The 19,176-nt window shown below is 65.4% G+C and carries 20 protein-coding genes; 5 read left to right on the forward strand and 15 right to left on the reverse strand.

What is annotated here, in order from left to right:
* Window positions 1-230: 230 nt before the first annotated feature.
* Together CFP68_RS08245 and CFP68_RS08250 are read right to left on the reverse strand one after the other, a co-directional pair.
* The gene (locus tag CFP68_RS08245; RefSeq protein WP_420915820.1) at window positions 231-1,595 is read right to left on the reverse strand and encodes an aminotransferase; all 1,365 of its coding nucleotides are present in this window, start codon (window positions 1,593-1,595) and stop codon (window positions 231-233) included.
* Between the two features lie 116 nt (window positions 1,596-1,711).
* Window positions 1,712-2,935 carry a DegT/DnrJ/EryC1/StrS family aminotransferase gene (locus CFP68_RS08250; protein WP_099826435.1) on the reverse strand — a complete coding sequence of 408 codons (1,224 nt, stop codon included), beginning with the start codon at window positions 2,933-2,935 and terminating at the stop codon, window positions 1,712-1,714.
* 202 nt (window positions 2,936-3,137) lie between these two features.
* On the opposite strand from CFP68_RS08250, the gene CFP68_RS08255 reads away from it, so the two are divergent.
* The 3 genes from CFP68_RS08255 (at window position 3,138) to CFP68_RS08265 (ending at window position 6,564) form a co-directional block, all read left to right on the forward strand.
* On the forward strand, window positions 3,138-3,827 hold the full coding sequence (locus CFP68_RS08255; protein WP_099826436.1) for a type 1 glutamine amidotransferase: 690 nt from the start codon (window positions 3,138-3,140) through the stop codon (window positions 3,825-3,827).
* Complete coding sequence (locus tag CFP68_RS08260; RefSeq protein WP_099826437.1) at window positions 3,814-5,184, forward strand: glutamine synthetase family protein; 1,371 nt, start codon at window positions 3,814-3,816, stop codon at window positions 5,182-5,184. Before CFP68_RS08255 ends, CFP68_RS08260 begins: the two co-directional genes overlap by 14 nt.
* 81 nt (window positions 5,185-5,265) lie before the next feature.
* Window positions 5,266-6,564: an NAD(P)/FAD-dependent oxidoreductase gene (locus CFP68_RS08265; RefSeq protein WP_099826438.1), complete on the forward strand. Its 1,299-nt coding sequence runs from the start codon at window positions 5,266-5,268 to the stop codon at window positions 6,562-6,564.
* A gap of 100 nt (window positions 6,565-6,664) precedes the next feature.
* Here CFP68_RS08265 and CFP68_RS08270 read toward each other — a convergent pair whose 3' ends face one another.
* The 6 genes from CFP68_RS08270 to CFP68_RS08295 all read right to left on the reverse strand — a co-directional run bounded on the left by CFP68_RS08270 (window position 6,665) and on the right by CFP68_RS08295 (window position 11,968).
* Window positions 6,665-7,993, reverse strand: a complete 1,329-nt coding sequence (locus CFP68_RS08270) for a glutamine synthetase family protein (protein ID WP_099826439.1) — start codon at window positions 7,991-7,993, stop codon at window positions 6,665-6,667.
* Entirely contained in the window at window positions 7,990-8,829 is an 840-nt protein-coding gene (locus CFP68_RS08275) for an ABC transporter permease (RefSeq protein WP_099826440.1), read from the reverse strand. The genes CFP68_RS08270 and CFP68_RS08275 overlap by 4 nt, the downstream gene beginning before the upstream one ends.
* The gene (locus tag CFP68_RS08280) at window positions 8,826-9,629 is read right to left on the reverse strand and encodes an ABC transporter permease (RefSeq protein WP_241524000.1); all 804 of its coding nucleotides are present in this window, start codon (window positions 9,627-9,629) and stop codon (window positions 8,826-8,828) included. The genes CFP68_RS08275 and CFP68_RS08280 overlap by 4 nt, the downstream gene beginning before the upstream one ends.
* A gap of 181 nt (window positions 9,630-9,810) precedes the next feature.
* Entirely contained in the window at window positions 9,811-10,530 is a 720-nt protein-coding gene (locus CFP68_RS08285) for a transporter substrate-binding domain-containing protein (protein WP_099826441.1), read from the reverse strand.
* Between the two features lie 40 nt (window positions 10,531-10,570).
* Window positions 10,571-11,350, reverse strand: coding sequence for an ABC transporter ATP-binding protein (locus CFP68_RS08290; protein ID WP_277621456.1), 780 nt, complete (start codon window positions 11,348-11,350; stop codon window positions 10,571-10,573).
* A gap of 174 nt (window positions 11,351-11,524) precedes the next feature.
* On the reverse strand, window positions 11,525-11,968 hold the full coding sequence (locus tag CFP68_RS08295; protein ID WP_099826443.1) for a tellurite resistance TerB family protein: 444 nt from the start codon (window positions 11,966-11,968) through the stop codon (window positions 11,525-11,527).
* Between the two features lie 170 nt (window positions 11,969-12,138).
* On the opposite strand from CFP68_RS08295, the gene CFP68_RS08300 reads away from it, so the two are divergent.
* Window positions 12,139-12,975, forward strand: coding sequence for a MipA/OmpV family protein (locus tag CFP68_RS08300; protein ID WP_099826444.1), 837 nt, complete (start codon window positions 12,139-12,141; stop codon window positions 12,973-12,975).
* 21 nt (window positions 12,976-12,996) lie between these two features.
* Here CFP68_RS08300 and rlmJ read toward each other — a convergent pair whose 3' ends face one another.
* Entirely contained in the window at window positions 12,997-13,776 is a 780-nt protein-coding gene (gene rlmJ, locus CFP68_RS08305) for a 23S rRNA (adenine(2030)-N(6))-methyltransferase RlmJ (RefSeq protein WP_099826445.1), read from the reverse strand.
* Between the two features lie 38 nt (window positions 13,777-13,814).
* Window positions 13,815-14,108, reverse strand: a complete 294-nt coding sequence (locus CFP68_RS08310; protein ID WP_099826571.1) for a DUF1330 domain-containing protein — start codon at window positions 14,106-14,108, stop codon at window positions 13,815-13,817.
* 70 nt (window positions 14,109-14,178) lie between these two features.
* On the opposite strand from CFP68_RS08310, the gene CFP68_RS08315 reads away from it, so the two are divergent.
* The gene (locus tag CFP68_RS08315; RefSeq protein WP_099826446.1) at window positions 14,179-14,955 is read left to right on the forward strand and encodes an SDR family oxidoreductase; all 777 of its coding nucleotides are present in this window, start codon (window positions 14,179-14,181) and stop codon (window positions 14,953-14,955) included.
* Window positions 14,956-15,010: 55 nt separating this feature from the next.
* Here the strand turns inward: CFP68_RS08315 and CFP68_RS08320 are convergent, their stop codons facing one another.
* The 5 genes from CFP68_RS08320 to CFP68_RS08340 are packed head-to-tail and all read right to left on the reverse strand — an operon-like array spanning window position 15,011 to window position 19,078.
* Window positions 15,011-16,198 carry a vWA domain-containing protein gene (locus CFP68_RS08320; protein WP_099826447.1) on the reverse strand — a complete coding sequence of 396 codons (1,188 nt, stop codon included), beginning with the start codon at window positions 16,196-16,198 and terminating at the stop codon, window positions 15,011-15,013.
* A gap of 6 nt (window positions 16,199-16,204) precedes the next feature.
* Entirely contained in the window at window positions 16,205-16,369 is a 165-nt protein-coding gene (locus tag CFP68_RS18200) for a hypothetical protein (RefSeq protein WP_099826448.1), read from the reverse strand.
* Entirely contained in the window at window positions 16,366-17,739 is a 1,374-nt protein-coding gene (locus tag CFP68_RS08330; RefSeq protein WP_099826449.1) for a DUF2927 domain-containing protein, read from the reverse strand. The genes CFP68_RS18200 and CFP68_RS08330 overlap by 4 nt, the downstream gene beginning before the upstream one ends.
* On the reverse strand, window positions 17,736-18,182 hold the full coding sequence (locus CFP68_RS08335) for a GNAT family N-acetyltransferase (RefSeq protein WP_099826450.1): 447 nt from the start codon (window positions 18,180-18,182) through the stop codon (window positions 17,736-17,738). The genes CFP68_RS08330 and CFP68_RS08335 overlap by 4 nt, the downstream gene beginning before the upstream one ends.
* The gene (locus CFP68_RS08340; RefSeq protein WP_099826451.1) at window positions 18,179-19,078 is read right to left on the reverse strand and encodes an AEC family transporter; all 900 of its coding nucleotides are present in this window, start codon (window positions 19,076-19,078) and stop codon (window positions 18,179-18,181) included. Before CFP68_RS08340 ends, CFP68_RS08335 begins: the two co-directional genes overlap by 4 nt.
* Between the last annotated feature and the right edge of the window lie 98 nt (window positions 19,079-19,176).

Here is a 19,176-nt window from a genome sequence, read left to right on the forward strand (position 1 = left end):
AGGTGCGGCATTGCGTTCAGTTTTGCATGCCACCGCTCGGTCGCCGGCGTCCCCATCGGCCAACAACCAGCCGCCCACCCCATCACCACCGCAATCAAAGCGGCCAGCCATCTGTCCAGATGTCTTGCCGCAGCCCCCGGACTCAGCCTTGTCACGGCTTTTTCTTGCCCCATCAACTCCGGGGGGTGTCCCGAAGGGACGGGGGGCTGGCCCCCCATCCGCCGCTCGCCTCACGCGACTTCGGCAAAGACCTTTTTCAGCGACACTTCCAGACGCTCGAACATCTCGTCCATCTGCGCAGGTGTCATCACGAAGGCCGGGCACAGGACGATGGCCTGGCCCAGCGGCCGGCAGATCAGCCCGTGATCCGTGCAGGTGTTGGCGATGCGTTCCGACACCGACAGCGAGCCGTCGAACGGCGTCTTGTCGGCCTTGTCCTTCACCGCCTCCAGGGCGCCCATCAACCCCTTGCCGCGCGCCTCGCCGATGTTGTCCATCTCGGCCAGCCGGTTCAGCCCTGCCTCGAACTGCGGGATCAGCCCGCGCGCCTGTTCCAGCAGGCCGTTCTCGATCAGGTCGATCGCCTTCAATGCGATGGCGCATCCGACCGGATGGCCCGATGCGGTAAAGCCGTGAGGAAATTCCTCGATCTCCTCGACCGCCGCCTGAAGGCGGTCCGAAAGGTCGGGGCCAAGGATCACCGCGCCCATGGGGAAATATCCCGCGGTCAGCGCCTTGGAGCTGATGATCGCGTCGGGCATGAATCCATAGGTCTGCGAACCCCACATCTCGCCGGTGCGCCCGAAGCCACAGATCACCTCGTCCGCGACCAGCGGGATGCCGTGTTTCTTCAGGATCGGTGCAACGGCCTGGAAATACCCGTCCGACGGGGGGATCACGCCGCCCGCACCCATGACGGGTTCCGCGACGAAGGCGGCGATGGTGTCGGCACCTTCGCGCGCGATCGTGTCTTCCAGCTCCTGCGCCATGCGGGCGGTGAAGTCGGCCTCGCTTTCACCATCCTGGCCCTCGCGCCAGTAATGCGGACAGGTCAGATGGATGAACCCGGGCAGGGGCAGGCCGAAAACCTCGTTATAGGGTTTGCCGGTCATCGATGATGCCACCACCGTCACCCCGTGGTATCCGTTCTTGCGGGTCAGGATCTTGGTGCGCTGGGGCTTGCCTTCGGCACGGCCCAGGAACCACAGCATCTTGACCATGGTGTCGTTCGCCTCGGACCCCGAGTTGGTATAGAACACGCGGCCCCGTTCGAACGGCGACACCTCGATCAGCTTCTCGCTCAGCATCACGGTCTGGTCCGACATCCGCCCGAAGAACGAATGATACCCCGGAAAACGATCGTACTGCGCCTTGGCGGCGGCCGCCATTTCCGGGTGGTCGAAGCCGGCGACCATGTTCCACAGGCCCGCGTTTCCATCCAGATACCGGTTGCCGTGCACGTCGATCACATAGGGACCTTCGCCGTGGGTCAGCACCACCATGCCGCGCCGCTCGACCGAAGGCAGGTCGGTAAAGCCATAGAAGGAATGGGCGTCGGCGCGCGCTTCCCAGCTGTTGGGGGCGAAGGTTTTCACGTCGTCGGGCATCTTTTGTCTCCGCATCAGGGTTGCCGCGACGCTACGCCTGCGCGCCGCCCGGATCAATCGTCGTTATCGCCGGACGCGATGGTCCGTGGCGTCGCGCGGGCGGTTCAGGTGCCGAACGCCCGGGGGCGGGCCGTGGCGATCTGCACCGCATCCAGCAACGCGTCGGCGATGGCGTCGATTTCGGTCACGCTCAGCCTGACGGGCAGGCGCACGTCACAGGCCCGCATCAGCATCGCGCGGGTCATCGGCAGATCGGGCTGCGACCCCAAAAATCCCCAGTTCCAGAAGGCACGCGCGTTATCGCGCGAGCTGCCGAAGACCTGAACCTTGACGCCATTGGCCGATGCCCCATCGACGAAGGCCGCGACCTGTGCCGCGTCCATGTCGTGCAGGTTGAACTGGATCGAATCAGGTGCGCGCGCCTCGCCGACCAGGGGGGCGGGCACGCCGATGTGGCGCGACGTCACCAGCCGTTCGGCCAGCCGGTCATGATTGCGCCGCCCTGCCGCAATCCGCGCCGGCAGTTCGGCCAGTTGCGGGTGGGCCACGGCCGCCGACAGGTTCGACATCCGCGTGTTGTAGAGCGGCAGGCGGTTCTGCCAGCGGGCAAACGCGGCCGCCAATGCCGCATCGGGCGCGTGTTTCTTCCAGTTGTGTTCGTATGCGCCGGACATGATCACGGCGCGCGCGATCAGATCGGCGTCGTCGGTGATCAGGATGCCGCCTTCGCCCGCGTTCACCATCTTGTAGGACTGGAACGAGAAACAGCCGATCCGCCCGATCGTGCCGATCTTGCGCCCGTGCCATGTGGTGCCCAGCGAATGGGCCGCATCCTCGATCACCGGCAGGCCGCGCGCATCGGCCAGCGCCATGATCGCATCCATGTCGGATGTGTGGCCGCGCATGTGGCTGATCAGGACCGCGTCGGCGCCGGCCAGCTTGGCCTCGAAATCCGCCAGGTCGATCCGGTAATCGGCACCGCATTCGATCAGCACCGGCGTGCAGTCGGCGTGGAGGATGGACGAAGGCACGGCGGCAAAGGTGAACGCCGGCGTCAGAACACGTGCTCCGCGCGGCAGATCCAGCGCGCGCATGGCGAGGAACAGCGCCGCGGAACACGAAGCCACGGCCAGCGCATACCGCGATCCCATCAGCGCCGCGAAGTCGCGTTCAAGCAGCGTTACCGGCGCATTCGCATCCGCCGTATAGCGAAACAAATCGCCCGAGGTCAGCAGCGCACCGATGGCGGCGCGGGCCGCGTCGGGAATCGGATCGGCGTCATGGGCCGACAACGTGGCGGCGGGAGGGGCGTCGGCGGTATCACGCATGGCGGGGCCTTGTCTGTCGGGTCTGCAAAACCTGTTTGCACGCCCATTTTACCCCACCTGCACCCCGGAGGCGAGAGCGATTGCCGTGACCCCCGGCGTTTGTCGCAGGTCGGCGTGCGATGATATGCGGGCCTCGCAATTCCCATTCCGTGCGCCCGCGATGTGGGCTAGGATCGTGCCGTTCCTCAATCTTCGGTGATCCATGCATATCGGCATCCTACAGACCGGCCTCGCGCCGGATACGCTCAAGGCGGAAGGAGGGGATTATCCCGACCTGTTCGCACGCCTTCTCGATGGTCACGGGCTGACGTTCACCACATGGCGGGTGGTGGACGGCGCGTTCCCCGATGGCATCGACGCCGCCGACGGCTGGCTGATCACCGGAAGCAAGCACGGCGCGTACGAGGATCATCCGTGGATCCCGCCGCTGGAAACCTTGATCCGCGACATCCACGCCGCCGGCCGGCCGATGGTCGGCATCTGTTTCGGCCATCAGATCATCGCCCGGGCCCTCGGCGGCAAGGTCGAGAAATTCAACGGCGGCTGGTCGGTGGGGCAGGTGCCCTATGTCATCGAAGGCACCCCCTTTCGCCTGAATGCCTGGCACCAGGACCAGGTGACCGTGCCGCCCGATACGGCGCGCACCGTCGGCGCGTCCGATTTCTGTGCCCATGCCGCGCTGGCCTATGGCGACACCATCCTGACGGTTCAGCCGCATCCCGAATTCGACGCCAACGCCATCGAAACCCTGATCGACACACGGGGCAAGGGCGTGGTGCCCGACCCGCTGCTGGAACGCGCCCGCGCGCGGCTGTCCGAGCCGCTGGACAACGCGGCCATGGGCGATCGTCTGGCCCGTTTCCTGATCGAGGCCGCTCATGTCGCAGCCTGACGCCGACTGGATCACCAGGATCCCCGCCGCCACCCGTGACTTCCTTGAAGATCGCCGTCTGGACGAAGTCGAATGCATCATCTCGGACACCAGCGGCATCGCGCGCGGCAAGGCCATGCCGGCGTCCAAGTTCGCCCGCCAGACGCAGTTCTTCCTGCCCAATTCGATCTTCTTCCAGACCATCACCGGAAGCTGGGCCGACGCGGCGGGGGCCGAAGGCTTCACCGAGCCTGACATGATCCTCAAGCCTGACTTTTCCACTGCCCGCGCTGCGCCCTGGACCGCCGACTGGACGGTGCAGGTGATTCACGACGCCTTCCTGCAATCGGGTGATCCGGTGCCGATGGCGCCGCGCAACGTGCTGAAACGGGTGATGGCGGCCTATCACGCCAAGGGCTGGAAGCCCGTCATCGCGCCGGAAATGGAATTCTACCTTGTCGCGCGCAACATCGACCCGGCCAAGGTGATCGAGCCGATGATGGGCCGCTCGGGCCGCCCCGCCGCCGCCCGCCAGGCCTATTCCATGAGTGCGGTGGACGAATATGGCCCGGTGATCGACGACATCTACGATTTCGCCGAGGCTCAGGGGTTCGAGATCGACGGCATCACCCAGGAAGGCGGCGCCGGACAGCTTGAGATCAACCTGCGCCATGGCGATCCGGTCAAGCTGGCCGACGAGATCTTCTATTTCAAACGCCTGATCCGCGAGGCGGCCCTGCGCCACGATTGCTTCGCCACCTTCATGGCCAAGCCGATCGAGGGCGAACCGGGCAGCGCGATGCACATCCACCATTCGGTCGAGGATCTGGAAACGGACAAGACGTTGTTCTCGGATGACGTGGGGGGCGAGACCGCGATGTTCCACCACTTCATCGGCGGGATGCAGCGCCATCTGCCCAGCGTGATCGCGGTGCTGGCGCCCTACGTCAACAGCTATCGGCGGTATGTGAAGGATCACGCCGCGCCGATCAACCTGGAATGGGGCCGCGACAACCGCACCACGGGCCTGCGCGTGCCGATCTCAGGCCCCGACGCGCGGCGCATCGAAAACCGCTTGGCGGGGATGGATTGCAATCCCTATCTGGCCATCGCCGCCTCGCTGGCCTGCGGCTATCTCGGCATGGTCAACGCCATCGATCCCACCGCCGAATTCAGCGGCGACGCCTATTCGGCGGAAGAGGATATCCCCCGCGGCCTGCTCGATGCGCTGGACCTGTTTGACGAGGCGCACGAGATGCAGGCGCTTCTGGGCCCCGAATTCGGCCGTGTCTATTCCATCGTCAAACGCACCGAGATCGACGAATTCCTTCAGGTCATCTCGCCTTGGGAGCGCGAGCACCTGCTGATGAACGTCTAGCGCCCCGGCACGCGCGGTGATGTCGCCAGACCCAACGCGCCGGGGCTTGGCACGGACGCCCGCGCGGCGCATATCTGGGCGATGGACCTTCTCACCGCCAACGATCGCTCCGGCGTCTATCCCGCGTCGTGGTATGCCGAAACCGCGCCGCCCTTGGCGCCCTTCGCGCCGCTTTCGGGCGACGCGCGCGCCGATGTCTGCGTCATCGGCGGCGGCTATACGGGGCTGTCGGCGGCGCTGCACCTGGCGCAATCGGGCCTGTCCGTCATCCTGATCGAGGCGCAGCGCGTCGGCTTCGGCGCGTCGGGGCGCAATGGCGGACAGGTGGGCAGCGGCCAGCGCCAGGACCAGTCATGGCTGGAACGCCACGCCCCCGGCGACGCGCGCCTGCTGTGGACCATCGCCGAGGATGCCAAGGCCCTGGTGCAGCACCTGATCGCGCACCACGGGATCGACGCCGCATGGCGCCCCGGTGTCGTCCACGCCTTCCGCCGTCCGCGCGATGTCGACCACGAACACCGGTATGCCGACCGTTTGGCGCGGATCTATGGCTATGACGGGATCGAACCGCTGGACCGGGCCGCGATCCGCGATCTGATCGGCTCGACCGCCTTCGTCGGCGGATCACTCGACCACGGCGCGGGGCATCTGCACCCGCTGCGCTTCGCGCTGGGCCTGGCGCGTGCGGCCGCAACCGCCGGCGTCAGGATCTGCGAGACGACGCGCGCGACCCATCTTCGCCGCGGCGCTCGCCACCGGGTCGAGACCGAAACCGGGATCGTCACCGCCGATCACGTCGTGTTGGCGGCGAACGGATACCTTGGCGGACTTGAGCGGAACGTCGCCGCACGGGTCATGCCGATCAACAACTTCATCGTCGCGACGGAACCCCTCGGGGCGCGCGCACGCGACATCCTTGCGCGCGACATCGCCGTGGCGGACGATCGCTTCGTCGTGAACTACTGGCGCTTGTCCGAAGATAACCGCCTGCTGTTCGGAGGCGGCGAAAGCTATGGCTATCGCTTTCCGCGCGACATCCGGGCGGTGGTGCGCAAACCGATGCTGGAGATCTATCCGCAACTGGCCGACGTCCCGCTGACCCATGCCTGGGGCGGCACGCTGGCCATCACGATGAACCGGATGCCGCATTTCGCGCGCGATCGTGGCGTCTATACCGCGTCCGGCTATTCGGGCCACGGTGTCGCCATGGCCACGATGGCGGGCCGCATGATGGCCGACGCGATCGCGGGCGACGCTGGTCGCTTCGATGCGATGGCCCGGTTGCCCGGCGCGCGTTTTCCCGGCGGACCGACCCTGCGCGCGCCGCTCCTCGCGCTTGCGATGACCTGGTTCGGCCTGCGCGACCGCCTGGGGTTCTAGGCACACCGGGGCTTCTTACCGACCGAAATACTCCCGCCGGAGGCGGCGCGGCGCGCGCAGCGCGACGCAAACAATCGCGTGCGCCGCAGGCGCTCCGTTTCTAGACGGTGTCGAGATACAGTTCGACCTTCTCGTCCTCGCTCAACTCGGCGAGATAGAACAACTCCTGTCGCTTCGTCATCACGAAGTTCGAAATCATCTCTGCGGGCAGGATCCGCGCAATATGGGGGTCCTTTTCGAAGGCGTCGATGGCCGCATCCCATGTCGTCGGCATCCGCGGCAGATCCATGGTGTAGGCGTTGCCGGTGATGGCGGGGGGTGGCATCCTGCCGTCTTCCAGGCCGTTCAGCGCCGCGCCCAGAATCGCCGCGATCATCAGGTACGGGTTCACGTCGCCGCCCGCCACGCGGTGTTCGATGCGCCGCGCCTTGTGATTGCCGCCGGGCACGCGGATCGCGGCGGTCCGGTTCTCGTACCCCCAGGCGATGGCGGTGGGGGCATGGGCGCCCGGCACGAACCGGTCATAGCTGTTGCCGTGGGGCGCGAACAGCAGGGTCGATCCGGGCATCGCCGCCATGCAGCCGGCAATGGCGTGGTGCAAGGCCTCGGTGCCTTCGGCGCCACCGTTGTCGAAGATGTTCTCGCCGGCCGCGTTCAGAACCGAGAAATGCACGTGCATCCCGTTGCCCGAATGTTCGGCATAGGGTTTGGCCATGAACGACGCGGCGAACCCGTGCTTGCGGGCCATGCCGCGCACCAGCAGCTTGAACAGGAAGGCGTCGTCCGCGGCCTTCAACGGGTCGGCCACATGGGTCAGGTTGACCTCGAACTGGCCCCGTCCCGCTTCGGAGATCACGGTTTCCGCGGGAATGTCCATCGCCTCGCAGGCGTCATAGAGATCGGTGAAAAACCTATCCCACGCATCCAGCGCCCGCAATGACAGGATCTCGGCGCCGGTGCGCCGCTTGCCCGACCGGGGCGACAGCGGCACGCGCAGATCCTTGCCGGAATCGTCAATCAGGTAGAATTCAAGTTCGGTGGCAACGACCGGGGTCAACCCTTTGTCCTTGAACCGTTTCTGGATGTTGGCAAGCGCATGGCGCGGATCGCCGCCAAAGGGTGTTCCGTCCTCGTGGAACATCCACAGCGGCAACAGCGCGGTGGGGGCCTCCAGCCAGGGCATCGGCACCAAGCCGCGTTCGGTGGGGAACAGCACGCCATCGGGATCGCCGGCATGGTGCACCAGCGGGCTGTCGTCGATATCCTCGCCCCAGATGTCGAGGAACATCACCGACAGCGGAAACCTTGTGCCGTCTGTCATCACCTTCGGCGCCAGGTGGGCCGGCATCCGCTTGCCGCGGGCCTGGCCGTTCAGATCGGAGGCCGCGACGCGGATCGTCTTGATTTCGGGGTGGTCTTCCAGATTCATCTTATCACCTGTGGGCGCACGCGCAGTTTTTGCCGTCGCTCGGCAGGCAGATGCCGGTTCAGGCGGCTGTTCACAAGGCCGAAAATCGTGATCACGCAGAGTGTCAGCAGGATGAAATAACCGGCCAGGATCGGATAGGGGATGAACGGGTTGAACGTCTTGTCCGCGAAATAGCTGGCGTAATACAGTGCATCGCCCCGCTGCTGCCACGCCGGAAAGCCGGAAAAATAGACCAGCGTGGTGGCGTGGAACAGGAAGATCGCCTCGTTCGTATAGGCGGGCCAGGCCAGGCGCAGCATCGTCGGCCAGGTGATCTTGCGAAACCGCGTCCAGCCGGTGAAGCCATAGGCGTCCGCGGCCTCGATATCGCCCTTCGGGATCGAGTTGAGCGCACCGTGGAAGATCTCGGCGGAATAGGCGGCGGTGTTCAGGAACAGCACGATCAGCGCACCGGCCCAGGCCTTGGTCAGGAAGGATGTGGCCAGGGTGATTTCGACAAACCCGAGGTTGACGGGAAAGCCCACCTTGGGCAGCAGAACGAACATTTCGTAGGCCAGGAAGAACTGGATGAACAGGGGCGAGCCGCGGAAGATGAAGATGAACCATTCGGCCGGCTTGCGCAGCCATGGGCTGCGGGCCGCCTTGGCCAATGCGATGGCGGTGGCCAGGAAAAACCCGAAGGCCAAGGCAAGAACGCCGAAATAGATGTTCCAGATCAGGCCCGACCCGATCAGCGTCACCTGTTCGCACAGCGTGAAATCCGAGCGCGGCAAAAGCCGTTCGCCCAGCCCGATTGACCGGAAGGCATAGGCCTGGACGGTTTCAAGGCAGCTCATGCCGCCGCCTTTCTCTGGGCTTCGCCCAAGGCAGTGGCCTGCCCCCGCGACAGCCGATGGGTGATGCGCTTGAGCACGATCTCGGACAGCCGCGTCAGCACGAGATAGAACACCAGCAGCGCAAGGAAGTAATACAGGCGCCAATCGGGATGGGGATATTCGAAGATGTCGGTTTTCGAGCCCCCAAGCTCGCGCGCCCAATAGACGATATCCTCGACCCCGAGCAGGAACAGAAGCGGCGTGGCCTTGATGAGGATCATCCACAGGTTCGACAGTCCGGGAAGCGCGAAGATCCACATCTGCGGCACGAGGACACGCCAGAAGCTCTGGCGCTGGGACATGCCATAGGCCTCGGCGGTTTCGATCTGGCCATGGGGCACGGCGCGCATGGCACCATAGAGGACGTTGGCGGCGAAGGCGCCGAAGACGATGGCGAAGGTGAAGACGGCGATTGCGAAACCATAGGTCTCATGCACCCATTGGGGCGATGTCGACAGCGGCATCTTGGCCGCCTGGCAGACGACGAAATCGCTGCCCTGGCGGATCGGCTGATCCCAGTCGGGGCATCTGACCTTGTGACGCAGGTATTCGATGGCCTGGTCCAGCGCGATCACGAAAAACAGGAAGAAGGCGATATCGGGCACGCCGCGCACGATGGCGGTATAGCCCTGTCCGAACCACCTGAGCGGCGCGAAGTGGCTGCGTGCCGCCATGGCGCCGCCAAAGCCGAACGCCAAGGCCACCGGCGCCGTCACCGCCAGCAGCAACAGCACGGTCCCGAACGAGGCATAGAAGGCCATATGCTTGCCCGTGGTCAGGTAGCATGCGAGCCAGTGCAGCCCTTCGAGCGTTTTGGGGTCGGTGCAGCTGAGGATGGTTGCGTCCCTTCCGGCGTGGCGTGGGTGGCGGGCCGTGTCGTGGAGTATTTGGATCGGCAAGAAGCAGGGGCGGCGGTGTACCGCCCCTGCCGTCTGGTTCGGATCAGAAGCGCGGGCTGTCTTCGCCCAGCCACTTGATGATCAGCTCGTTCAGGGAGCCGTCGTCCTTCATGGTCTGGATCGCGGCCGTGAATGCCTCGCGCAGTTCGGGGTCGGACTTGCGGAACGCCATGCCGATGCCGCCGCCCAGCGGAATGTCTTCGCCGACGAAAACCATGTCGGGATCGCCTTCGACGACCGGGATCAGGAAATCCTTGTCGGCCATGGCGGCGTCGGCTTCGCCGTTGCGCACGGCGGCGACGGTTTCATCGGGGTTGGGAAATTCCAGCAGGGTGGCGCCGGTGTCGACGACGTGGTTGGCCTGGATCGTGCCGGTCTGCGCCGCGATCACGCCGTTTTCCAGATCGACGTCGGCCGACAGGGCGGCATAGGCCGAAGGCGAGGGCGGGGTATAGTTCTGCGAGAACGCCACGACTTCCTCGCGTTCGGGGGTGATGCTCATCCCGGCGATGATCGCGTCGTAGTTGCCCGAGACGAGGTTGGGGATGATCGAATCCCAGTCGTTGGTGACCCATTCACAGGTCTTTTCCGCCAACTCGCACAGTTTGTCGCCCAATTCACGCTCGAAGCCCGCGACTTCGCCGGCGTCGTTGATGAAGTTGTAGGGGGGGTAGGCGCCCTCGGTTCCCAGGCGCACGGTCTGTGCGCTGGCAAGGCCGGCGCTGAGCGCGAGGGCAGCGGTCGTCAGGATGAGTGTTTTCATTGTCGTCTCCCTTGATGGTTCTTGAGTGGCTTTCGGTGGTTTACGTCGCGCCGGTGACGTTCAGAAACTGGCGCAGGCGGTCCGTTTCCGGCGCCCCGAACAGGCGTTCGGGGGTGCCCTGTTCCTCGATCAGGCCTTGGTGCAGGAACACGACCTGATCCGAGCAGTCGCGCGCCATGTTCATGTCGTGGGTGACCAGAAGCATGGTGCGCCCCTCATCGGCCAGCGCCTTGATGACGCGCACGACTTCCTGCTCCAGTTCGGGGTCCAGCGCCGATGTCGGTTCGTCGAACAACAGCGCGCGGGGTTCCATGCACAGGGCGCGCGCAATGGCGGCGCGCTGTTGCTGGCCGCCCGACAGCATCGCCGGATAGGCGTCGGCCTTGTCGCCGATTCCCACCTTGTCGAGGTATTCACGCGCCTTCTGTTCGACCTCGGCGACGTCGCGTTTCAGCACCGTCACCGGTGCCTCCATGACGTTCTGCAGGATCGTCATGTGGGCCCAGAGGTTGAATTGCTGGAACACCATCGAAAGATTGGTGCGGATCCGCGTCACCTGTTTGCGGTCGGCCGGATGGCGGGCCATGTCTGTGCCCTTCCAGCGGATCGGTTCGCCCTCGAACAGGATTTCGCCCTGCTGGCTGTCTTCCAGCAGGTTGGCACAGCGCAACAGCGTCGATTTGCCCGAACCGGACGACCCGATCAGCGAGACGACGTGACCGCGCGGGGCCACCATGTCGATACCCTTCAGCACTTCCAGCGCGCCATAGCTTTTGTGCAGGTCGCGGATCTCGATGACGGGCGGGTCGGTGTCGGTCACGGGAATGCAGGGCCTTTCGCAGGTTTGGCTGCGATAAGGGCGGAATTTTCCATGCATTGCAATTGTCAATCGCGCCGTGACGCAAGGGAAACCGGGTCGTATTGCCCGAAAAGGGCTGGCAGGGCGCGACCGGCGACACCCATGGCGGCGTGGCGGGGGGCGCCAGTGATGCGTTCAGCCGCGCCGCTTTTCCACCCGCTGACGCGCGAAGTTGCTGTCGCGGTCGTTCAGGCCCAGCATCGGCGCCACGAGACGCATCAGCGCATCTTCGTCGTCGTCGCGCTGACCGTCGGCAAGAACGATCTCCCAAAGCGATTCGACAATCTCGGTGCGGTCTTCCAGCGGCACGGCATGCTTGATGGCGCGGGTGAAACGCACGGTGTCGGGCGCCTCCTGTTCCAGGGCTTCGGCGTCACGCCGCAGCGCGGCGGCATCGGCGGGCGACAGGCCGTGGCGGTTGGCCAGAACCCGGTCGATCCGGTCGATTTCGACGGTCGAATAATCGCCGTCGGTGCGTGCGATGCGCACCAGCAGCGCGGCGAGCGCAAGGCGCGCGTCGGTGTCGGGCAGGGGGGCGGGGCCGGTATCGGTGAGGCGGCGGATGAGATCAGCAAACATCCCGTTGATATAGAGTGGCAGCGGCGTCGGGAAAAGGGTTGGAACAGCCACCGGCGGGTCTGGCGAATTTGTCACCTTGGTGAGGTTTATGCGCCGCCCCCTTTCTCGACGCGCAGAATGCTATATGTAGCGTGTCAGCTGCCAACCATCCCATAGGGAATCAACTCGCCATGTTCCGTTCTGCCAGTACCGCTCTCCTTGCCTTCGTGACGGCCTTCGCGCCCGGTCTGGCGTCTGCGGGCGATCTTTCCATTCCGGCGGCCGAGCCTGCACCGCAGTATGCGGCGCCCGTGGCCAGCAGCCCGGATCTGGTCTTTTCGGTGCGTGGCGGTCTTTCGGCGCGGCCCGAATACTTCGGGTCCGACGACTACGGGCTGGGTCCGGATTTCGGGCTGAGCTTGCGGTTCCTGAAGTTGCCGGGCGGGCGGACGTTCGGATCGACCGATCCGCTGTATCAGCCCGAGGGATTCGGCCTGCGCGGCGCCTTCGCCTATGTCGGCGAGCGTGACGCCAGCGATTACCGCGAACTGACCGGACTGCGCGACATCGACGCCAGCGTCGAACTGGGCCTTGGGCTGGGATACCAGTCGCGCTATTTCGATGCGTTCGCAGACGTGCGTTACGGTGTCATCGGGCACAATGCCTTTGTCGGCGAACTGGGCGCCGACGTGAAGATGCACCCGACCGACCGGCTGTCGCTGTCGCTCGGCCCGCGGGTCACCCTGGGGTCGGACAAGTATGCCTCGACGTATTTCGGTGTGACCGCTGCGGAATCCCTGGCCAGTGGCGGTGCGCTGGGCGCATTCAACGCCGATGGCGGCGTGATCAGTGCGGGGGTCGAGCTGGGCGCGAAATATCGCATCTCGGACAACTGGGGGGTCGAGGGCGCGGTCACCTGGGACCGTTTCACCAACGACGCCGCGGACAGCCCGATCGTGCGTCAGGGAGATCGCGATCAATATGGCGTGCGGATCGGCCTGACCCGCCGCATCACGCTGGATTTCTGACCGGCGGTTTCGGCTCCGCGCTCAGCGCAGTTTCATGAAGAGATCGTCCAGAAGGGCGGTCTCTTTTTCCATTCCATAGGGCGCATTGACGGTGATCATCCCGCTGCCGCGCATCCCGTGGCCGGGACGGGCCGGCGCGAAAGCGACTTCGTGCACGCTGGCCGCCGGAATCAGGGCGCGGATCTGTGCCACCATGGGGCGATGGCGCCCATCGGTCAGGATCGGATACCACAGCATCAGGACGCCGACGTTCCATTTCGCGTGGACCTGGGGCAGCCAGCGGGCGATGGCGTCATAATCGGCCTTGACCTCGTAACTCGGGTCGCACAACAGCAGCCCGCGCCGCGGCCGTGGCGGCGCCTTGGACAGCGCCATCGCCAGACCGTCGATCTTGCTGATCACGGCGCCCTGGCCAGCCATGGCGTCGCACAGCGCCGCGTGTTCGCCGGGGTGCAGTTCGGCCAGCGTTAGCGTGTCGGTGGGGCGCAGCAGGTCGGCGGCGATCAGCGGCGATCCGGGATAGGCCGTTTGGCCGTGTTTCGCGCGGATCCGCGCCAGGCTGGCGCGATAGGGATGATCGGCGGGCAACAGATGTTCCGCCCGCCCGATTCCCGCTGCGGCCTCGCCGGTCTTGACCGCCTCGGGGGCGCCCAGGTCATACAGGCCGCGCCCGGCATGGGTTTCGGTATAGCCCAGCGGCTTGTCCTTGCGCGTCATATAGGACAGCACGGCCGCCAGCAGCGCGTGCTTATGCACGTCCGCCGCGTTGCCCGCGTGATAGCCATGTTGATAGGACAGCATGACGCCCTGCTACCGCGTGCCAGTGCAAAGGGGAAGGGTCAGCCGTCATACCCTTCGACGATTACGACCCGGGCTTCGGACACCGGATCGCGGATTGCCTTGGCGGTCACGTAACCGGGATCGTCATAGCACGCCAGCGCGTCGGCATAGCTGGGAAATTCGATCACCACCGTCCGCGGAAAGATGTCGCCTTCGACACCTTTCTGCCGGCCCCCACGCACCAGGAACCGCGCGCCGTAGCGGGCGAAGACGGCGCCGTTCGCGGCCTTGTATCGGTCATAGGTTTCGGGATCGTGCACGATGTTGTTGGCGATCCAGTATCCTTTTGGCATGATGGTGCTCCGGGTGTCCGAGGGTCGCGCCATCCTAGCGATACCGCGGCACGGAACAAGGGAGCGGGACATGGATCTGGGATTGAGCGGGCACCGGGTGATCGTGACGGCGGGCGCCGCGGGGATCGGACGTGCCATTGCGCGGGCCTTCGTTGCGGAAGGCGCGCGCGTGGTCATCTGCGACATGGACGCCGCCGCGCTTGAGGCGTTGGGCGACAGCGATCCGAAGATCACGACACACCGCTGCGATGTCGCCGACCGCGCATCGGTGTCCGATTTCATGGCGGCGGCACTGGGCGATCTGGGCGGGCTGGATTGCCTGGTGAACAACGCCGGCATCGCCGGGCCGACCGGCGCGGTGCAGGATATCGCACCCGATGATTGGGACCGCTGCGTTCAGGTCTGCCTGACGGGTCAGTTCAACACCACGCGCCTGGCGGTCGAGGCGCTGAAGGCCAGCGCGAATGGATCCATCGTCAACCTGTCGTCCATGGCGGGCCGCGTGGGGTTCGGGTTGCGCACCCCCTATGCGGCCGCAAAATGGGGCGTGATCGGTTTTACCAAGTCGTTGTCCATCGAACTCGGCCCCCATGGCGTGCGCGCGAACGCCATCCTGCCGGGTCTGGTCGCCGGGGATCGTCAGCGCCGCGTGATGGAGGCCAAGGCCCAGCAGCAGGGCCGCAGCTTCGACGAGGTCGAGGCGACGGCGTTTTCCTATACCTCGATCAAGGAATACGTGACGCCGGAACAGATCGCCGACCAGATCCTGTTCCTGGCCTCGGATCGCGGGCGCACCATTTCCGGCCAGGCGATTTCGGTCTGTGGCGACACCGGCATGCTGGCCTGAGGCTTTCGCGCGAAACGCTTGGATGGCCGGCGGCGCCTGAGCGCGGCGCCGTCGCTCAGTGCGCCAAGACCTTCATGCCGCGTTCAAGGCCGGAAAGGGTCATCGGGACCATGCGGTCGTGACCGAATTGATCGCGGATCATGGCCAGGCTCTGGGTATGGCGCCAATGGGATTCCGGCAAGGGGTTCAGCCACAGGTGGTCGGGCCATTGGTCCTGGGCGCGTTGCAGCCAGAGCTGGCCGGGTTCGGCGTTCATGTGTTCGTTGGCGCCGCCGGGATACAGCAATTCATAGGGTGACATCGACGCATCACCGACGAATATGCATTTGTAGTCCGACCCATAGGTGCGCAGCACGTCATGGGTCGGGATCTGCGCGTTCCAGCGGCGGGAATTGTCGCGCCAGACGCCTTCATACAGGCAGTTGTGGAAATAGAAGTGTTCGAGATGGCGAAATTCGGCCCGCGCGGCCGAGAACAGCTCTTCCACCACCTTGATGTGCGGATCCATCGAGCCGCCGACGTCGAGAAACAGAAGAACCTTGACGGCGTTGCGCCGCTTGGGCCGGGTCTTGACGTCCAGCCAGCCCTGTTCGGCGGTGGCACGGATGGTGCCGGGCAGATCGACCTCCTCGTTCGCGCCGTCCCGCGCCCATTTGCGAAGCCGCTTCAGCGCAACCTTGATGTTGCGCGTGCCCAGTTCGACCGTATCGTCGAAATCGCGAAACTCGCGCCGGTCCCAGACCTTGACCGCGCGCTGGTGGCGCGATTCGGGCTGGCCGATCCTGATGCCTTCGGGGTTGTAGCCGTAGGCGCCGAACGGCGACGTGCCGGCGGTGCCGATCCACTTGTTGCCGCCCTGATGGCGGCCCTTCTGTTCCTCCAGCCGTTTCCTCAACGTGTCCATCAGGGCATCGAACCCGCCAAGCGCCTCGATCTCGGACTTTTCGGCCTCGGACAGGTGTTTCTCGGCCATCTTGCGCAACCAGTCGTCGGGCAGGTCGATGGCGTTCAGAACCTGTTCGGGGGTGATCGCCTCAAGGCCGCGAAAGCTGGCCGCGAAGGCGCGATCGAACCGGTCGATGTGGCGTTCGTCCTTGACCATGATCGCGCGGGACAGGTGATAGAAGCCGTCGGGATCGAAGGTCACCAGATCCGCGCGCAGCCCTTCGAGAAACGCCAGGAATTCGCGCAGGGACACCGGAACCTTGTGGGCGCGCAACTGATCGAAGAACGGCAGGAACATCGGCGTTCAGAGGGTGCGCGACAGGATAATCGTGAGGAACAGACCGATCAGCGCGCCGATGATGCCGAACCCGGCGGCGTATTGCGCGATATCCAGACGGTTGCCCTTGCGACGCCGGGCCAGAAGACCGCCCCAGAGCGCGGACAGAAACGTGAAGATGAGGATGATCAAGAGGCGCCCTCCCGGCGGCGTGGAATGAGAGCCGCGATTTCCGCGACACGGCTTCTGACTTCGGCGTCCGACCCGAATCCGTAACGCGCCCAGCCAAGGCTTTCGCGCCGGACCCGGGCCGCGGCGGCGGTTTTGCCCATCGCATCCAGCGCGCCGGCCTTGACCAGCAGCAGCGTCGCCAGAAGGGCGGCGTTTTCGGCGTCCCGCACCGTGTCGACATGAAAATCGACGATCTCGATGGCGATATCGGGTTGCCCCGACGACATGGCGAAGGCGGCCAGTTGCATGGCGATATGGGCCGCGTGGATCCGGGTTTCGGGATTGGCGCCATAGATGCTGCCTGCCTGCAGGAACGACGCCAGCGCCAGTTCGGGCTCGCGCCCCAGCGAAAGCCGCCCGAGCGCGAACAGGGAAAACGCCAGCCGGTTGTCGTTCCAGTTTCCCGCCCGCGCGATCGTGACGGCATTCTTGGCCGCGGTGGCGCGGCGGGCGGTGGGGATGCGCGCGGTCAGCGCGGTTTCCACCTGATCGATCCAGATGCGCGGGGTGGCGGCACGCGGTGCGGTGCGCACGCCGGCGCCGCGTGGATTCAGCCGGTTCAGGATGGCGGGCAGACGCGCCGCCACGGTGTTTCGATCCATCCCCGACTGCAGGGCGTCGTCATAGGTGGCGCGCAGGATCAGCATGTCGAACCCGGTCAGGACGGTATGGAAGTTGTCATCGTTGAACACGGAATCCGTCAGCGAATACATGTCGTTGAGCGGACCCAGGGCCTGTGCCAGTTCTTCGTGCAGGCAATCGCGGACTTCCTGTGGCGACACGTCGGCCGGAATGAACACCGCCATCTTCTCGCGCACCTTCAGGGTGGTCCAGTCGGTCATGGCGGACCGCCGGTTGCGGCGGAACGACTGCCAGGTATCGACGCGCGGCACGACGAAACAGGCCGCCTGCGGCACGGCGCGCTGGAGATCGCGCCGCGGGATCATGTCGATGGTGATCGAGGCGTCGGCATCCGGGCGCACACGCGAGATGTCGATGTCCGCTTCCTGGCGCAAGCGCCCGATCAGCCGGTCGAGATCGCGAAACAGGCTGGCCGGTGCACTGCCGGTGACGCGCACCGTCACCGGGCCTTCGAACCGGGTGAAGACGGGCAGGGTGCGGCCGCTTTCCAGGACAAACGACAGGTTCAGGAAATCATCCGCGATCGAGGCGTTCGAGCGCGTCGGTTGTGTGACGCGCGGCGTCGTGAACACCTTCATCGGCGGCAGTTGCGACACCGTGGCGTCGCGCCGCGAGGCCGGATCGCCGGGTGGCGCCGCGCAGGCGGCCATCGCGACAAGGGCCAGACAGGCAAGCGCGGTGCGGATCATGGGCGGGCGTATTTCACGAAGGGCGTCAGCGTGGCGATCCGGTCATAGAGCTGCCGCGCCTCGGCGTTGAAGTCCTGGGTCAGCCAATAGACCGAAGGCGCCCCGGCAGCGTCCGCGGCGTCATAGACCGCTTCGATCAGCGCCCGGCCAACGCCTTGGCCGCGGACCTCGGGATCGGCGTAGAGATCTTGAAGATAGCAGGTATTCTCGATCTTCCAGCCGTGGCGATGGAACAGGTAATGCGTCAGGCCCACCGGTCTGCCGTCGATTTCCGCGATGAAGCCGTTGAAATCCTGCGGATCGTCGCCCAGCAGGCGCGCGAAGGTGCTGTCATAGATGTGCGGCGGCAGTTCCGTGTTGTAGAACGCAAGATAAGCGCGCCAAAGCCGGGACCATTCGGCGCGATCGTCGGTGGCGAGGGGGCGGATCGTGATGTTGCTCATGCGAGATAGGCCAGGGACAGGAGGGACAGGGTGCTGGTCCAGATGATGACCGGAGCGATGGCATCGGTACGCACACCGTAAAGAAGTGCGAGAGAGAAAGCCATGGCACCCGACGGCCCCGCCGCCGTCATCACGAAGAGGTCAGCCCAGGCGTTGCCGGCCGACATCATGCTGAGCGCGCCGAACACGAACGCCGGAAACATCAGCAGCTTGAGGCCGGCGATGCCGGCAATGACGGGGGTCGGCGCGATCCGGTGGCCCGACAGGATCACGCCAAGCGCGAACAGAGTGATCGGCGCCGCCGCGGCCCCGGCGAACGCGGCCGCGGTCTTGATCGGTTCGGGGACGGGAACGCCCGAGAGGTTGATCGAAAGGCCGATCACGATGGCCAGGATCACCGGGTTCATGGCGATCCGGCCCAGGGTGGCGCGGATCTGACCCTTGCCGGTGAAGATCTCCATCGCGATGATGAAGAACGGAAAGGCGACGGCCGAATCCCAGGCGACGATGGCGGTGACGGGCAACGCGCCCTCGGGGCCGTGGATCAGCACGGCGATGGGCCAGATGTAGAGCAGGGTGTTGACGAAGATCACCGCCATGCCCAACAGAAATGCCTCGAGCGTTTCGCGCCGGAAAACGAAGCGCGCAACGGCGAAGGCGATGCTGAAGGCCGAGATTTCACACAAGGCATAAAGGCCCAGCGCGGTCGCGTCGAACGACGGCAGATCGATGTCGATCATCAGCAGGAACAGCAGCGGCGGTTGCAGCACGAGGAAGGCCATGCGGTTCAACGCGACGGCTTCGCCGCGCTGTGCCTTGCCGGTGCGCCCCATGGCGAACCCCAGCGCGAGCATGGCAAAGACCGGCAGGATGTCGTGGGTCAGGATATACAGCATCAGCGTTCACCGTGTCGCGCGTGCTGTCGTGCACCCCGGCCGCGCGGCTGTGCCGCGCAGCGGCCCGCCCGCCAGCCACGCACGAAGGCGGACCGCGC

This window comes from Oceaniglobus indicus, assembly GCF_002751875.1.
Taxonomy (GTDB): domain Bacteria; phylum Pseudomonadota; class Alphaproteobacteria; order Rhodobacterales; family Rhodobacteraceae; genus Oceaniglobus; species Oceaniglobus indicus.

Coding starts and splice junctions, on each gene's coding strand:
- CFP68_RS08250 (WP_099826435.1), bottom strand. CDS start 2,935: ATGCGTGATACCGCCGACGCCCCTCCCGCCGCCACGTTGTCGGCCCAT.
- CFP68_RS08255 (WP_099826436.1), top strand. CDS start 3,138: ATGCATATCGGCATCCTACAGACCGGCCTCGCGCCGGATACGCTCAAG.
- CFP68_RS08260 (WP_099826437.1), top strand. CDS start 3,814: ATGTCGCAGCCTGACGCCGACTGGATCACCAGGATCCCCGCCGCCACC.
- CFP68_RS08265 (WP_099826438.1), top strand. CDS start 5,266: ATGGACCTTCTCACCGCCAACGATCGCTCCGGCGTCTATCCCGCGTCG.
- CFP68_RS08270 (WP_099826439.1), bottom strand. CDS start 7,993: ATGAATCTGGAAGACCACCCCGAAATCAAGACGATCCGCGTCGCGGCC.
- CFP68_RS08275 (WP_099826440.1), bottom strand. CDS start 8,829: ATGAGCTGCCTTGAAACCGTCCAGGCCTATGCCTTCCGGTCAATCGGG.
- CFP68_RS08280 (WP_241524000.1), bottom strand. CDS start 9,629: ATGGCCTTCTATGCCTCGTTCGGGACCGTGCTGTTGCTGCTGGCGGTG.
- CFP68_RS08285 (WP_099826441.1), bottom strand. CDS start 10,530: ATGAAAACACTCATCCTGACGACCGCTGCCCTCGCGCTCAGCGCCGGC.
- CFP68_RS08295 (WP_099826443.1), bottom strand. CDS start 11,968: ATGTTTGCTGATCTCATCCGCCGCCTCACCGATACCGGCCCCGCCCCC.
- CFP68_RS08300 (WP_099826444.1), top strand. CDS start 12,139: ATGTTCCGTTCTGCCAGTACCGCTCTCCTTGCCTTCGTGACGGCCTTC.
- rlmJ (WP_099826445.1), bottom strand. CDS start 13,776: ATGCTGTCCTATCAACATGGCTATCACGCGGGCAACGCGGCGGACGTG.
- CFP68_RS08310 (WP_099826571.1), bottom strand. CDS start 14,108: ATGCCAAAAGGATACTGGATCGCCAACAACATCGTGCACGATCCCGAA.
- CFP68_RS08315 (WP_099826446.1), top strand. CDS start 14,179: ATGGATCTGGGATTGAGCGGGCACCGGGTGATCGTGACGGCGGGCGCC.
- CFP68_RS08320 (WP_099826447.1), bottom strand. CDS start 16,198: ATGTTCCTGCCGTTCTTCGATCAGTTGCGCGCCCACAAGGTTCCGGTG.
- CFP68_RS08330 (WP_099826449.1), bottom strand. CDS start 17,739: ATGATCCGCACCGCGCTTGCCTGTCTGGCCCTTGTCGCGATGGCCGCC.
- CFP68_RS08335 (WP_099826450.1), bottom strand. CDS start 18,182: ATGAGCAACATCACGATCCGCCCCCTCGCCACCGACGATCGCGCCGAA.
- CFP68_RS08340 (WP_099826451.1), bottom strand. CDS start 19,078: ATGCTGTATATCCTGACCCACGACATCCTGCCGGTCTTTGCCATGCTC.